This is a genomic window from Fructilactobacillus carniphilus (genome assembly GCF_024029675.1).
Taxonomy (GTDB): domain Bacteria; phylum Bacillota; class Bacilli; order Lactobacillales; family Lactobacillaceae; genus Fructilactobacillus; species Fructilactobacillus carniphilus.
This window is the reverse complement of the sequence record NZ_CP097121.1, coordinates 246,345-260,336: the sequence shown is the minus strand read 5'-3', so window position 1 is coordinate 260,336 and position 13,992 is coordinate 246,345. Positions and strand designations below refer to the sequence as shown.

The 13,992-nt window shown below is 46.5% G+C and carries 15 protein-coding genes; 2 read left to right on the top strand and 13 right to left on the bottom strand.

Translation table 11 applies throughout. The annotated features are described in order from the left end of the window. Positions 1-15: 15 nt before the first annotated feature. From murG to M3M37_RS01390, 8 genes are all read right to left on the bottom strand, one after another. The gene (gene murG / locus M3M37_RS01425) at positions 16-1,122 is read right to left on the bottom strand and encodes an undecaprenyldiphospho-muramoylpentapeptide beta-N-acetylglucosaminyltransferase (protein ID WP_252795387.1); all 1,107 of its coding nucleotides are present in this window, start codon (positions 1,120-1,122) and stop codon (positions 16-18) included. A 2-nt stretch (positions 1,123-1,124) separates the two neighbouring features. Next, on the bottom strand, positions 1,125-2,501 hold the full coding sequence (gene murD, locus M3M37_RS01420; RefSeq protein ID WP_252795386.1) for a UDP-N-acetylmuramoyl-L-alanine--D-glutamate ligase: 1,377 nt from the start codon (positions 2,499-2,501) through the stop codon (positions 1,125-1,127). 14 nt (positions 2,502-2,515) lie between these two features. Beyond that, entirely contained in the window at positions 2,516-3,472 is a 957-nt protein-coding gene (gene mraY, locus M3M37_RS01415) for a phospho-N-acetylmuramoyl-pentapeptide-transferase (RefSeq protein ID WP_252795894.1), read from the bottom strand. A gap of 111 nt (positions 3,473-3,583) precedes the next feature. Beyond that, positions 3,584-5,389: a peptidoglycan D,D-transpeptidase FtsI family protein gene (locus M3M37_RS01410; RefSeq protein WP_252795385.1), complete on the bottom strand. Its 1,806-nt coding sequence runs from the start codon at positions 5,387-5,389 to the stop codon at positions 3,584-3,586. After that, positions 5,386-5,757 (bottom strand): hypothetical protein, encoded by a 372-nt coding sequence (locus M3M37_RS01405; RefSeq protein WP_252795384.1) that lies wholly within the window; start codon positions 5,755-5,757, stop codon positions 5,386-5,388. Before M3M37_RS01405 ends, M3M37_RS01410 begins: the two co-directional genes overlap by 4 nt. A gap of 11 nt (positions 5,758-5,768) precedes the next feature. After that, the gene (gene rsmH / locus M3M37_RS01400) at positions 5,769-6,713 is read right to left on the bottom strand and encodes a 16S rRNA (cytosine(1402)-N(4))-methyltransferase RsmH (RefSeq protein WP_252795383.1); all 945 of its coding nucleotides are present in this window, start codon (positions 6,711-6,713) and stop codon (positions 5,769-5,771) included. 18 nt (positions 6,714-6,731) lie between these two features. Continuing rightward, entirely contained in the window at positions 6,732-7,157 is a 426-nt protein-coding gene (mraZ, locus tag M3M37_RS01395) for a division/cell wall cluster transcriptional repressor MraZ (protein WP_252795382.1), read from the bottom strand. 121 nt (positions 7,158-7,278) lie between these two features. After that, on the bottom strand, positions 7,279-7,674 hold the full coding sequence (locus tag M3M37_RS01390; RefSeq protein WP_252795381.1) for a DUF3397 family protein: 396 nt from the start codon (positions 7,672-7,674) through the stop codon (positions 7,279-7,281). Between the two features lie 82 nt (positions 7,675-7,756). On the opposite strand from M3M37_RS01390, the gene M3M37_RS01385 reads away from it, so the two are divergent. Continuing rightward, positions 7,757-7,888, top strand: a complete 132-nt coding sequence (locus M3M37_RS01385) for a DUF4044 domain-containing protein (protein ID WP_252795893.1) — start codon at positions 7,757-7,759, stop codon at positions 7,886-7,888. Positions 7,889-7,950: 62 nt separating this feature from the next. Here the strand turns inward: M3M37_RS01385 and M3M37_RS01380 are convergent, their stop codons facing one another. Next, positions 7,951-10,305, bottom strand: coding sequence for a DNA translocase FtsK (locus M3M37_RS01380; RefSeq protein ID WP_252795380.1), 2,355 nt, complete (start codon positions 10,303-10,305; stop codon positions 7,951-7,953). A 24-nt stretch (positions 10,306-10,329) separates the two neighbouring features. Continuing rightward, positions 10,330-10,842 (bottom strand): tRNA (cytidine(34)-2'-O)-methyltransferase, encoded by a 513-nt coding sequence (locus M3M37_RS01375; RefSeq protein WP_252795379.1) that lies wholly within the window; start codon positions 10,840-10,842, stop codon positions 10,330-10,332. 118 nt (positions 10,843-10,960) lie between these two features. Between M3M37_RS01375 and M3M37_RS01370 the strand changes: the two genes are divergently transcribed. Then, positions 10,961-11,545, top strand: a complete 585-nt coding sequence (locus tag M3M37_RS01370) for a copper homeostasis protein CutC (protein WP_252795378.1) — start codon at positions 10,961-10,963, stop codon at positions 11,543-11,545. Between the two features lie 14 nt (positions 11,546-11,559). Here M3M37_RS01370 and M3M37_RS01365 read toward each other — a convergent pair whose 3' ends face one another. Genes M3M37_RS01365 through M3M37_RS01355 form a run of 3 tightly spaced genes read right to left on the bottom strand, consistent with a single transcriptional unit; the run spans position 11,560 to position 13,896 of the window. After that, on the bottom strand, positions 11,560-12,462 hold the full coding sequence (locus tag M3M37_RS01365; RefSeq protein ID WP_252795377.1) for an RluA family pseudouridine synthase: 903 nt from the start codon (positions 12,460-12,462) through the stop codon (positions 11,560-11,562). Continuing rightward, positions 12,455-13,264 (bottom strand): NAD kinase, encoded by an 810-nt coding sequence (locus M3M37_RS01360; protein WP_252795376.1) that lies wholly within the window; start codon positions 13,262-13,264, stop codon positions 12,455-12,457. The genes M3M37_RS01365 and M3M37_RS01360 overlap by 8 nt, the downstream gene beginning before the upstream one ends. Continuing rightward, positions 13,264-13,896, bottom strand: coding sequence for a GTP pyrophosphokinase (locus M3M37_RS01355; RefSeq protein WP_252795375.1), 633 nt, complete (start codon positions 13,894-13,896; stop codon positions 13,264-13,266). The genes M3M37_RS01360 and M3M37_RS01355 overlap by 1 nt, the downstream gene beginning before the upstream one ends. Positions 13,897-13,992 lie beyond the last annotated feature (96 nt).

The window sequence follows — 13,992 nt, the reverse complement described above, 5'->3', positions numbered from 1 at the left end:
TCTGTCCCTTACCACTTATTTTTGGTGTTGCCGAATTGCTTCCCGGCACACGTCTAGTAATTGATCCGCCGCATCAGCCACGCCGAGTTTCCGGGCGTTATCGGCCATCGCTTTCCGTTCTTGTGGATTGTTCATCAAGTGATCAATCTTTTGCAGTAACGTTGGTGCACTTAATTCAGCTTCCGTCTCCAGTAAAGCCGCATGTTGGTTCACCAGACTCATGGCGTTCTTGGTTTGATGATCGGCGGTTACGTATGGACTCGGAATCAAGATGGAGGGAATTCCATCGGCGGTGATCTCAGCTAGACTGGTTGCTCCAGCTCGACCTACAATCAAAGCCACCTTCGGTAACACCTCCGGCATGTTACTAATGTAAGGAACCACCTTCACATTGTCGTTAATGGGAACCTTTTTCAAGCTCTCCATGACCCCATCATACCGGTTTTTGCCCGTGACGAACACTACTTGATAATCTCGATGGTTAAATTTGGGGATAGCGGCTACCATGGCTTCATTTAATTTCAATGCTCCCTGGCTCCCGCCAAAGACCAACACCGTGGGTACATCGTTCTGTAATCCCAGTTCGGACCACTGGAAGTTACTCTTAATTTCAGCCACCTGTTGGGCCCGCGGATTTCCTGTAAAGACCACTTTAGCTTCAGGAAACTGGGAGCGCGCTTCGTCAAAGGCAATCCCAATCTTATCGACGTAACGGCTCAGAAACTTGTTCGTCCAGCCAACCACGCTATTTTGTTCGTGAATGACGGTCGGAATCCCCATCTTAGCAGCTGCATACAAGACCGCTCCGGAAACGTAACCTCCCGTTCCGACCACAACGTCTGGCTGGAACTGCTTAATAATTCGTTTGGCGGCCTGTACGCTCTTTAAAAAAAGGTACACCGTTTCAAAGTTATACAAGGAAAACAACTTCCGTTTAAACCCTTGAATCTTCAATTCGCGAAAGTCAATTCCTTTTTCAGGGACGATGTTTTTTTCCAGTCCGCGTTTGGAGCCCACGTATAAAACTTGGGCACCAGCGTCTTGGCGTTGTAGTGCTTCCACTAGCGCCAGGGCCGGGTAAATGTGTCCCCCGGTTCCCCCGCCAGAAACAATCATCTTCATTCTTATTTCTCCTCTCGTTGACCGGTTAATTTTTCTACGTCAGCAATAAAGCGATCTCCGCGTTCTTCGTAACTAGCAAACTGGTCCCAGCTAGCATTGGCAGGTGATAGTAACACCACATCGCCCGGTTGACTGAGGTCATAAGCCGCGGGGACGGCTTCGTCGAGGTTGTTTACAACTTTAATGTCAGAAACTCCAGCAGTGGTCCCCGCTTGTTTTAATAATTCGGCAGTTTCACCATAGACCACCAATCCGCGGACATGATCACGAAATTCAGGTTCCAGTTTTTCAAATGTGTAACCTCGATCCAGTCCCCCGGCAATCAAAACGACTGGTTTTTGCATCCCAGCCAACGCCATTTGGGTGGCTTCAATGTCCGTTGCCTTGGAGTCATTATAAAATTCGCGTCCTGCAGCAGTTAACACGTACTGGTTACGGTGACGCACGCCAGAAAAGGTGCGTAGGACTTCCACAATCTTGTCATTAGGTACTCCGGATAACTTAGCCACCGCAATCGCTGCTAACGCATTTTCCACGTTTGGTTCGCCGCTAACCTTCAAATCCGTCACATTCATGATAAATTCGTCCCGGAAGTACAATTTACCGCGATGTTGGTAAGCTCCGTCTTCGTAATTTCCTTGCGCAGAAAAAGGCACTACGATCGCCTTGCTTTGTTGACTGAGCTTGCGCCATTCTGGTTGATCAAAATTCATGACCAAAAAGTCGCGTTCCGTTTGGTTCTTGGTAATTCGCATCTTAGCAGCCACATAGTTTTCCCGGGTCTTGTGATAGTCCAGGTGATTCGAGTAAATGTTAGTAATCACAGCGATGTGAGGATGGAACTTGGTAATCCCGAGCAACATGAAACTCGACAATTCCATCACGATTTGGTCGCGACTCGTATCCCGTTCGGCAACCTGCGTGGCAGGAATCCCAATGTTTCCCGCCCGGTAGGCAGTTCCATTACTCATCCCTGCGGTTAACATTTCGCTAATCATCGTAGTGGTCGTGGTTTTGCCGTTACTTCCAGTTACAGCAACAATTGGAGCACTCGAAATTTCAGCAGCCAGTTCGACTTCACAAATAATTGGAATCGACTTGTGCAAGGCCGCCTGAACTAGCGGTACCGAGTACGGGATTCCCGGATTTTTTACCATCAAGTCGGCAGTTTCCACCAAACTTTCGGGTGAGGAACCAGCCACCACGTTAATCCCCGCTTTCACCAAGCGGTCGTAATCAGCGATTTCTGCTGCTGGTTTGGCATCCGTAAGCGTCACGTGCGCCCCCAACTTTACTAGCAATAAAGCAGCGTTGGTTCCACTCATCCCGGCTCCAAACACTAATACGTTTTTATCTCGATAATCATTAATTTCTCGCATGCTAAGCTCCTACTTTAAATCATTGCCCAGACGCCAGTTACAGCAGTAAATAACCCCACGGTCCAAAAGACCAAGTCGATTTTCCATTCGCTCCAACCGATCATCTCAAAGCTATGGTGAATGGGTGTCATTTTAAAAATCCGCTTGCCCGTTAGTTTAAAGGATCCGACCTGTAAAATCACGCTCAGAGTTTCTAACACAAAAACCAAACCAATCCATAGTAGGGATAGTTCGTGATGGAGCAAAATCGAAACCGCGGCTAACGAAGCTCCCAAGGCTAAGGAGCCCATGTCCCCCATAAAAATTTGGGCCGGCTTGTGGTTAAACAGGAGAAATGCTAAGACGGCACCCACCACGGCCCAGCAGAAGAGTTCCACTTCGTACTGACCCTGAACCTGAGCAATGATTCCATAAGCAGCAAAGGCAATGGCACTTAACCCACTCACCAATCCATCTAATCCATCGGTTAGGTTCACGGCGTTGGAAAAGCCCGTCAACCAGAAAACAACGAACAGAACGTACAAAATACCAAGATGTACCTCGCCAACGTCAAAGAAACGAATCGACATCGGAAAACCCCGGACGTAGTAACCGGCAGCGAACACCAGCGAACCAAAGACCTGCAAGGCAAACTTTTGCCAAGCCTTAAAGCCTTCGTTCTGGCGGCGAAACAGTTTGATGCTATCGTCCCACATTCCAATTAGACCGAAGAATAATAATACAAACAACAAAATCAACAGGACAGAATTTAACTGGTGGGTCAAAAATCCAATTCCCGCTCCGGTTAGAATAATGGCAGTTACAAAGCCCAGACCTCCCATCGTTGGGGTTCCGCTCTTTTTTTCGTGCCAGCTCGGGCCTTCCTCACGAATCATCTGTCCCTCGTTTTTTTCACGAAAATATTTAATTAGGAGCGGGGTAAAGCCAAGGGTTAAAGCGAATCCCACCACGAGGGGTAATATTCCATCCATAATTTCCATTAAATTCCAATCCTTTCTGTCCTAACTACTGTAAATTAAATCATTATCGTTAGCCTGCTGTCGAACGCCCTTTCGTGGTGCTGGTCGTCTTGATTCAGCTAACTATTTCGTCTTATTTTTATCATTATCAAGCGCCTTTTTCATAACCACGTTAAAGATTTTAGCAATTTCTTTGGTGGCCGGTTGATCACCCAACTGGGGCTGCTTCATCGTCACATACATAATATAACGTGGATGCTTAGCCGGTGCCATTCCAGCTACGGAATACAGATAACTGTCGTTGCCACTTTCATACTGACCATGGTCATCTGTTACCTGAGCCGTTCCCGTTTTAGCCGCCACCCGATACCCATCAATTTGAAAGTCATGACCAATCCCGTAATCCTTGTAAACCACATCTTCCATGTGCTTACGCATTTGCTCAGCAGTTGACGCCGAAATTGGATGACCCACAATTTTCTTCGGATAATTTTTTACCACTTGTTGATTTTTGGCATCCGTGACCTTATCAATTACACGCGGTTGCAACATAGTTCCATTATTGGCAATGGCGGTGAACCCTTGCATCATTTGCAACGCCGTCACTTGAATTCCCTGTCCAAAGGCCGTGTTTGCTTGTTCAATCGGTCGTTTAAACTGCATCGAGCCCATGGCCTGTTGATCAAAGTTCGACGAATTATTTTGCAATAACTGGAAGCGTTTGATGTAATCCTTCCACGTTGTCGATCCCATGTTTTCTTCCAAATGAGCCATTGCCACGTTACTAGACAGAGCAAACCCCTTATCATAAGAAATCGTACCCCAGCCGTTACGGTTCCAATCGGGAACAATTTGATTTCCAATTTGGTGCGTTCCAGAACGGTAGGTATCGGAACCGTGGTAGTTCCCGCTGTCAATGGAAGCGGCCATCGTAAAGATTTTCATGGTTGATCCGGGTTCATATAGATCTTGCGTCAGCGTGTCCCGCCAAACGTCGCCCAAACCTTGACCGGTAGATGGATTAAAGCTAGGCCGTTGCGCGGCTGCTTTAATTTCTCCTGTTTTCGCATCCATCAAAATGGCGTTTAAAACTTTGGGGTGAACATCTTGATCCACCTGATTCATCTGGTTTTCTAAAAGTAATTCTAAACTCGGATCAATGGTAGTGTGAACGTTCTTCCCGTTTTTAGGCTTCTTTTCCTTAGGTTTTTCTGAGGGGATTTGGTAACCGTAATTATCATGCTGACTCTCGCGAAAGCCATCCGTTCCCTTCAGGTATTTTTCAAAGCTATTTTCAATCCCCATCTGCCCTTCAAGGTGAGTTTGTTTCGTTTTTTTATCTACCTGTTGCGAGGCAATCCCTACAATATGAGAAGCAAAAACCCCGTTGGGATACATCCGAGCTGGTTGAGCAATAAAATTCACACCGGTCAGATGTTCTTTTTGAATTTTTTGCTTCACTGATAACGGAATGTTGTTCCCCGCGTTTCCAAACTCAACTTGGAAGGTTTTGTGCTTAGGGTTTAACGTCCGGTACGCCTTTTCATACGAAATTGGTAAGTTAGCGGATAATACCCGCGCCGTTTTGGCCTTATTCTGAACATATTGTGGATTACCCTTCATATCCTTTTGCTGGTGATTCAAGACTGCATAGACAGAATATGTATTGGTATTTTCAGCCAGTGGTTGCCCGTTGTTGGCATAAATGGTTCCCCGTCGGGCGTGCATGATGCTGGTTTGGTTATACAATTTTTGGGTACGATTGGAAAGGTTAACTCCGTTAGCCGTCTTAAAAAGAGCCTTTTGCGCAAAAAAGATGATAATCAATAAGAAAATCACCATGGCAAACACCAAGAAGCTCTTACCCGCCAGCTGTCTGGTTTTAACCGCTTTCCTTTGATTATTCATCTTCGTTTGCTTCTTACTCATCGAGTTACATTCCTTACATTTGAGTCTGCAATGGATAGCTTATCTTGTTTAACAACGTGATTAATGGCTTTCACTTCTCTGCTATCTAATTCCTGACGATAAATTTGGTTCTGCCGGTTCAAACGTGTATTTTTCGTCGTCACGTTTTGTAAAGTTCGTTGGGAATGATTAAGTTGGTTTTTCGCAGAAACTACGGTAATCATTAACATTACCATCAAGCACACCCCGGTAACCATGATGGTTTTTTCAAAAGCCGACAAGCGTAAGTGAGGAACTGGTTGTCTCCCTTGTTGTTGATGTCTGTTTGTTCGTGAATTTTGATTTGAGCTTATTTGTCTTTGTCGTTCAGCGAGACCATTCTGTGCCACAATGAAACCTCCTACTTGATTCTTTCAATAATGCGTAACTTGGCGCTGTGAGAACGATGATTTTCAGTCTGTTCTACCGTACTTGGTCGAATTGGTTTTTTGGCAACGAGCTGGAAGTGCGGCTCCAACTCCGCCGGAATCACCGGTAAGTTGGGAGGCAAATCCGGAATCGTGGTTTGCTCTTTAAAAATTCGTTTGACCAAGCGATCTTCCAATGACTGAAACGTAATGACGGCTAAGCGTCCGTGCGGTTTTAAAAGCGTTAACGCCTGTTCCAACGATTCCTCTAGGGCTCCCAGTTCATCATTAACTGCAATCCGAATGGCTTGAAAAACCCGTTTAGCCGGGTTTCCGCCATGTCGCCGCGCAGCAGCCGGAATCGCTGACTTCACTAACTCGGCTAGCTGGGTCGTCGTTTCAATGGATTGTTGTTGGCGCTCTCGTTCAATTTTACGGGCAATCTGCTTGGAGAACTTTTCTTCCCCGTATCGAAAGAAAATGCGCACTAAATCCTCATAAGGCCACTGGTTGACTACTTGGTAGGCGTCTAAACTTTGCCGCTGATCCATCCGCATATCTAAGCGAGCGTCTCGTTGATAGCTAAAGCCCCGTTCGGCATCATCAAATTGGGGCGAAGAAACCCCGAGGTCATACACGATTCCGTCCACGTCCCGAACTCCTTGAGCAGCTAAATCTGCTTTTAAATGGCGAAAGTTATCGTGAATGAAGGTCACCTCTTGTTCCTGTAAATAAGGACGCAGGTGCGTTTCATTGTAGGTAATGGCGGTTTGGTCTTGATCAAACGCATATAAATGTCCCGTGGTCAGCTGCGACAAAATCAAAGCACTATGTCCGCCCCCACCTAGGGTACAGTCCACATAGACGCCAGTTGGATGGACGTTTAATCCAGCTACGGCTTCGTGTAATAATACTGTTTCGTGCTTAAATTCGGTCATTATCACTGACTCCTAAGGTTAAAAATCTAGTAAATTTTCGGCGATTTCGTTGAAATCATCCTGAGCTTGGTCATTATAGTGATCCCATCTTTCTGCATCCCAGATTTCAAAGCGACTGGAAACCCCCGCTAACACACACTGTTTTTGCAAGTGAGCGTATTGAAGCAGTGGCTCGGGCAGGTTAATTCTTCCCTGTTTATCGAGCTCACATTCCGTCGCGGCGGAAAAAAAGAGCCGGGCAAAAGTCCGGGCGTCCCGTTTGTTAAACGGTAATTGGTTAATTTCTGCCTGGACCTTTTCCCATTCCGCCTGCGGATAACCAAACAAACAGCCGTCGAGTCCCCGGGTAACCATGAATTTGGGCCCCAGTTGCTCCCGAAATTTAGCGGGAATAATGAAACGGCCCTTTGTGTCAATATTGTGACGATATTCACCAAGTAACAATAAAACCGCCTCCTATCCCCTAAATATAGTTTCAGTCTACCACAATCTACCACTTTGAACCACTTAATTAAGAATTTTTGCCACAAAAAAAGTAGCACGAGAACATGTGTTCTGATGCTACTTAGAGCCGAATTCCAATTTCATAAATCAGGGCGATTACATAACAAGCCAGCCAGTACAAATCTCCCAACCGCCACCAAGCAATTAAAAATGGTTTGAGAAGAATTTCACCATCTTTGAAAAACCAAATTACAAGCAAGAGTGCCCCACTCCCAAACCAAATACTGAGTAACAACGGCAACCAGGTATTACCATGGGCGTCAATGTTGAACAATGGTAGCACCGCAATGGCAAAAAGCGGCAACACATCAATCACTTTCAACTTTGTGAAAAAGCGTTGGTGACTCACACGTTTCGTGAAGCTCAATAGTAGCGCGACTACTAAGAAGACCACCAAAGGAACTAGTTGTAGCTGTAACAAAGCGCTAATCGAATTAGGAACCTGAACCAGGTGCATGCGAATTCCTCCTTTTTTTGATCATGATTTGCAAAGACCACCAGACACCTTTAAAATTGTGATTAAACGAAAAATGAAAGTGGTGGTAAATTTGACAAAGTGGAAAGATAAAACAACCTTTCAAAAAATCTTGTACATCTTCGTTTGGATTATGATTATTGTAACTCTAGCCGGAGTAATTTTGGGATCGGCTTTAACCCTTTTCGGTGGCTAACATCCCTTGCAAACAAAGAGGACTGAAAATCGCAATTTTCAGTCCTCTTTTTGTTTGACTGTTTATTGGTCGTCGGTTTCTTGCTTATAAACCGTCCGAGGCGTACTACCTCGTTGTGGGCCAACGTAACCACGTTGCTCAAAATCATCAATAATGCGTGCAGCCCGGTTATAGCCAATGCGAAACCGCCGTTGCAACATTGAGGTACTAGCCTTATGTTCGTGGACTACAAATGCCAATGCCTCGTCAAAAAGTGGATCTTGATCTTCTTCAGCAGCTTCTACTTCCATCTCGGCATCCGTCACTACCAAGTTATCGTCGTACTCAGGCTGGCCTTCCTTTTTGACGGCTGCGACAATCGTTTCGACATCGGCATCCGAAATAAACGATCCTTGTACCCGGTTCGGCCGGGTTTGCCCAATCGGCTGGTACAGCATGTCTCCACGACCAAGCAATTTTTCTGCTCCGTTCGCGTCTAAAATGGTCCGTGAATCAATTCCACTGGAAACAGCGAAGGCAATTCGGGACGGCACGTTGGCCTTAATCAAGCCCGTAATGACGTCGACTGAAGGCCGTTGGGTGGCAAGCACCATGTGAACCCCCGCGGCTCGTCCCATCTGAGCCAGACGAATGATAGCACTTTCGACCTCATTTGAAACTGTCATCATCAAATCAGCCAACTCATCAACCACAACTACGATGTACGGTAATGGCAGTAGGTGAGTCCCTTCCCGTTCGTTTTGTTCCTTCACAAACTGATTATAGCCTTCGATTTTCCGCTGACCACTCTTCGCAAACAGTTCATACCGTTCTTCCATCTGGCTAACAACTTTATGCAATGCCCGAGCGGCCTTCTTCGGATCAGAAACTACCGGAGACAGTAAATGTGGAATCCCGTTATAGACGCCCAGTTCCACCCGTTTGGGGTCAATCAGCATCAGTTTAACCTGATCGGGGCGCGCCTTGAGTAGCAAGCTCACTAACATCCCGTTGATAGCAACCGATTTCCCACTTCCCGTAGAACCGGCAATCAACAGGTGGGGCATCTTCGTCAAGTTACAAGACACTACGTTTCCGTTAACGTCTTTTCCCAGTGGGACCGTCAAGAAATTGCTTCGTTCCTGAGCTGACTGGCGTTCAAAGACCTCTCGAAATGAGACCGTGGCCACCTCTCGATTGGGCACTTCGATTCCAATTAACGATTTCCCAGGAATTGGTGCCTCAATCCGGATATCCTTGGCGGCCAATGCCAACGCCAAGTCGTCGCTCAGATTCACGATTTTACTAACTTTAACTCCTACCGCTGGTTCTAATTCATATTCCGTAACGGAAGGCCCCAGACTCACGTTCTTCACTTGAGCATCAATGCCAAAACTGCGCAGGGTTTCCTGCAGGGTTTCTGAGTTATGGTTAGCTGTGGCTACTTCATCTGTCTGATCCTCTGGGGCAATTTGCCGTAATAACTGCACGGACGGCAATTGATAATCGCCCTCTGCTTCATCCGTAGTCACCATCGGATTAGGTTCAACCACCTCTGGTTCTGGAGCAGGGCGTTCACTAGCTACCTGCACAGCAGGTGCTTCGGGAGTCGATTTGCCGGTTGAGTCGGGCATCGTTGTCTTTGAAACAGACGCGTCTGCTGACGGTTGAGGTTCTTCATTTGACGTGGGTGTCGTCGAAGTTGATGTAACAGTAGAAGGAGCTGCTTTTGCATGCTGCTGTGGTGTCGATTGTTGTGCTAACTTTCGGCGGTGATGGGCCGCCTGAATCGCTGACAAACAGGCCTTGAGCAGCTTACATCCCTGCCGTAATCCTTGCACTACGTTAACCTTCAACAGCAACAGAATTCCAGTCAGGATTAATCCCAGTGCTAAAATCGTAGCTCCAATCCAGGAAAAGAGTTTGGCAAAAACCAATAACAGACCAGCACCTAAAAGACCTCCTCCCGCGTCGGCACTGACACGACCAGTGCTCAAATCACCCAGTACACTTTCCCAGGTAATCTGGATTAATTGGATGTGTAACCCCAGTCCGTTAAATTGCAGGATAGAGGCTCCCATTAGCACCCCTAGACTGACACAAATTAATCCTAGCCAACTACGTTCCGATAACCGAGGAAGGTGCAACTCTAAAAAGGTAAGTCCACTCAGTACCGCGGTAATCAACAGGACCACTGGGTACAAATTCCCTACTCCTAAGCGAGTTAGATTGGCGACGCCAACTCCCACAATTCCTAATTTAAATATCCCGAGTCCGGACAAAATCAAGCCAACTAAACCTAATAGATTACGGCGCTTGGTTCCCAAGTAGGTCAGAATGCGATTCTGCCGCCGGTTTTTCTTCGTTTTCGTGGTTGTGCGGCGGCGCTTGGTTTTTGCTGGTGTTGTTCTTTTTTTCGTTGATTTTCTAGCCGCCACAAAAATTCCTCTCTAATCTTTAAACTATTTTAACTTATCGTGTTCATACGTATGCACCCGTTCTAATCCAGCAAATGATTGCTGGCGTAGCGCCTCGTAAATCACAATTGCACAGGTGTTAGACAAGTTCAGCGCTCGAATGTGCTCATCATCTTGCGGAATCCGTAACGCCTGGCGTGCGTATTGTTGTTCAAACCGTTCGGGTAATCCGGTGGTTTCCTTACCAAACACAAAGTAATAATCTTGGTCAAAATCATGATAATCCGGGTCCGTGTAGGTTTGTGTTCCAAACTTTGAAATTAAAAACATGTTTTCAGGATTTGTAACCGTTTCTAAAAAAGCCGGTAGGTTGTCATGATAGCGAATGTCCACCTTATTCCAATAATCTAGCCCGGCCCGTTTAAGATGTTTATCATCAACTGAAAAGCCGAGGGGCTTAATCAAATCAAGAACCGTGTCCGTTCCGGCGCAGGTCCGCGCAATGTTTCCAGTATTGGCCGGCATCAGAGGTTCAAATAAAACAATGTGATTAGTCATAAATTTCTCCGCTTTCTATTTTCAACTTAGACGTCTATTATAGCACACCTGTTCGCATTTCGTGCAGAGCGGCAAATGCACCGAAGCATGGTAAGATTAAGCCAAAGGAGGATGAATTATGCAAATTGAACCCTTAATTTCGACCTTTCACGAGGTCCATACGGCGAGCGAAAAGGCTTTGGTGCGGGTGGCGCTTGCGAATCACTACCAGACTCCCAGTCGCGGATTAATTGCAGCAACTACCACCTATCTCCACGAACATCAGCAAAGTTTAGACGTGTGGATTAGTGCGGATTCGAAAACTAGCACTTGGAACGATGCAGAAATCAACCTGATGGAAGACGACCTTTTTCAATGCCAGGAACTAGGAGTTGATGGCGTCATTTTTGGTGCTTTAACTCAAGAAAACCAGTTAGATCAGGAAGCCCTCGAGGTCTTTTTAGGGGCATCCGCAGGAATGGAAACCTTTTTCTCCCCGACGTTTACTAAACTACCCCCATCGGAATGGCCGTCTGCCTTACAGTGGCTGGACGAACACCAATTCCGGGGAATTGTCGCTGCTGATCATTTAACAGAGCTCCAGGAAGCCTTACCAGCCTTTCCGAGCTTACAATTGGTGCCCCTTACGGAAACCACCGCTGCTGCCCAAGCGGTAGCCACCACGATCGATGTCTCGACCATCATTGCCCCACTAGTTGACTAGGCAAAAACGACTTCCTAAACCAGGAAGTCGTTTTTAGGTTGCATTAATTGCGAAAAACACGCAGGAACCGGTGCCGTAACGGTTACAGTTCGCTGGGCTAACGCGTCAAAAAAGGAGATTCGGTAGCAGTGCAGTGCCTGATGCGAAAGCTCATGATTGGTGGGATTATACAACCAATCCCCCACTAGCGGCAAGCCGAGCGCTGCAAAATGTACCCGAATTTGGTGGGTCCGTCCGGTATGTAATCGAATCTTTACTAGCGAATGGTGCGTGGTCCGATCGAGCAACCAAAATTCGGTCTGCGCAAATTTACCGCCACTGACAACGGCTCGTTCCAAAAACGAACCAGGCCGTCGCCCAATCGGCAAAATAATGGTGGCGTGGTCATTCACCGCCTGTCCGTCTAACACCGAGACGTAATGTTTTTGAACCTCGTGGCGTTGTAGTTTCCGGTCTAACAAAGAATGGGCTAGACTATTCTTGGCAAAAATTACTGGACCGCTAGTTCCCTTGTCCAAGCGATTGACCACGTGAATCACCCGGTTCGCATAACCTTGGCGAATGTAATAACCGAGCACCCGATTAACCAGCGTGTGATTCGGATAAAGCGCCGATGGAACGGTGGCTACCGTTGCTGGTTTATTTAGAATTAAATAGTTGTCATCCTCAAATAAGATGGAAATCGGGAGCTCGGAAACCTGCAAGTGGGGATTTTGAGGTTCGGGCGGCAAACTGACCGTTACCACGTCGCCCTGCTGAATTACTTCGTGCGGATAGCGAACTTTTTGATTAACCTGCAGTTCGCCTCCATGAAACTTCACCCGTTTTAACAGGGAGCGGGTCACCCCGTGCTGCAACAAAAAAGTCCGCAGTTTAAGCGGACTCGGTTGTTGATTGGTCCATTGAAATTTACTCATTCATATCCTCACCAATGAAGGAATTACCGACCCGCTTCCAGAAGTGGGTGTGCCGGTACTTCGCAAAGTAAATCCGTCGTTCCGAAATGCGGTAGGTAATCGCTTTAATCGGGCGGTCCTTCACCATTAACTGATCACAAGTTAACACGTTATGAAGTGAAACGTTGGGAACAATCGTCAGCTCTTCTGAAGGAGGAATGATGATGGGCGAGCCAATCGTTCGAAAGACCCGGTTGTTAATCGAAGCCATTTCAGCCATTTGCACGGCATTAAAGCGCGGAGAAATGATGGCTCCTCCCACTGATTTATTGTAGGCCGTTGATCCCGTCGGCGTTGAAATACACAAACCGTCACCGCGAAAGTTTTCAAACAGTTGGTCTTTGATGTAGACCTTCCCTACCATCGTCCCGAATAACTTTTTGACGGTCGATTCATTGAGGGCCAGCATGTAATCTGGTTCCCCTTGATCAGAATACTCCACCTTGATGTCTAACAACGGATAGCTTACGCTTTGTCCGTTATCGCGTTCAAGACTAGAAACTAATTGTTCGACCTCATTATCCCGCCAGTCAGTATAAAACCCTAAGTGACCGGTATGGACCCCTACAAATCGAATTTTTTCGGCCAGATCTTTGTAGTGATGAAATGCCGATAACAGCGTCCCATCACCACCAACTGAAATCACAACTTCTGGGTTTAATTCATCGAGCTGTAATTCGTTTGATTGATTAATTAATTTGGCTAACGCCGTCGCCACCGTGGTTGAGGAGGCGTTGTCGTTTCCAAAAATGGCAATCCGCATCATTTCTCTCCTTTGTCGTCTGCTTGGTCTTGTTGCGCTTCCGCGTTGGAAAGCTCATGGTGAATCTGCGACATTTCCTCATCGAGCTTAAAAGCTGTCTCAGATGCCGCTTGCAACCGCTGATGCACGTCCTCGGGAAATTCACCGGGATGTTTATAGTTTAACGAATGTTCCAGCGTGGCCCAGAAATTCATGGCTAACGTCCGCACCTGAATTTCCACGAGAATCTCCCGTTCTCCATCCAATAGTTGGAGCGGATAGCGAAATACAATGTGATAAGAGCGGTAACCACTTTCCTTTTCGTTATTAACGTAGTCTCGCTCGGAAACAATTTCTACGTCGTTACGGCGGCGTAATAACTGAACCACGTCCGATACATCGTCCAAAAAGGGACACATAATTCGTAGTCCACAAAGGTCTTCCATATCTTCTGTCAACCGCTCTGCCGTAATATGGCGCCGTTGCATTTTTTCTTCGATGCTTGGAATCGATTTAATCCGACTCGTCACAAATTCAATGGGCGAGTGTTCGCCTCTAACCTGAAATTCCTTACGCATCCCGCGTAGTTTTACTTTCCATTCTTTTGCGGCTTGTTGGTAGGGAAATAAAAGTTGCTCCCAGTTTTCATTCACAAAACCACCTCATTTACACTTGATAGTAACATCTTATCATATTCCGAACTCCAGCTCGGCAGTTCCAGAGACAAAATCATTGAAATTTAACTAAAG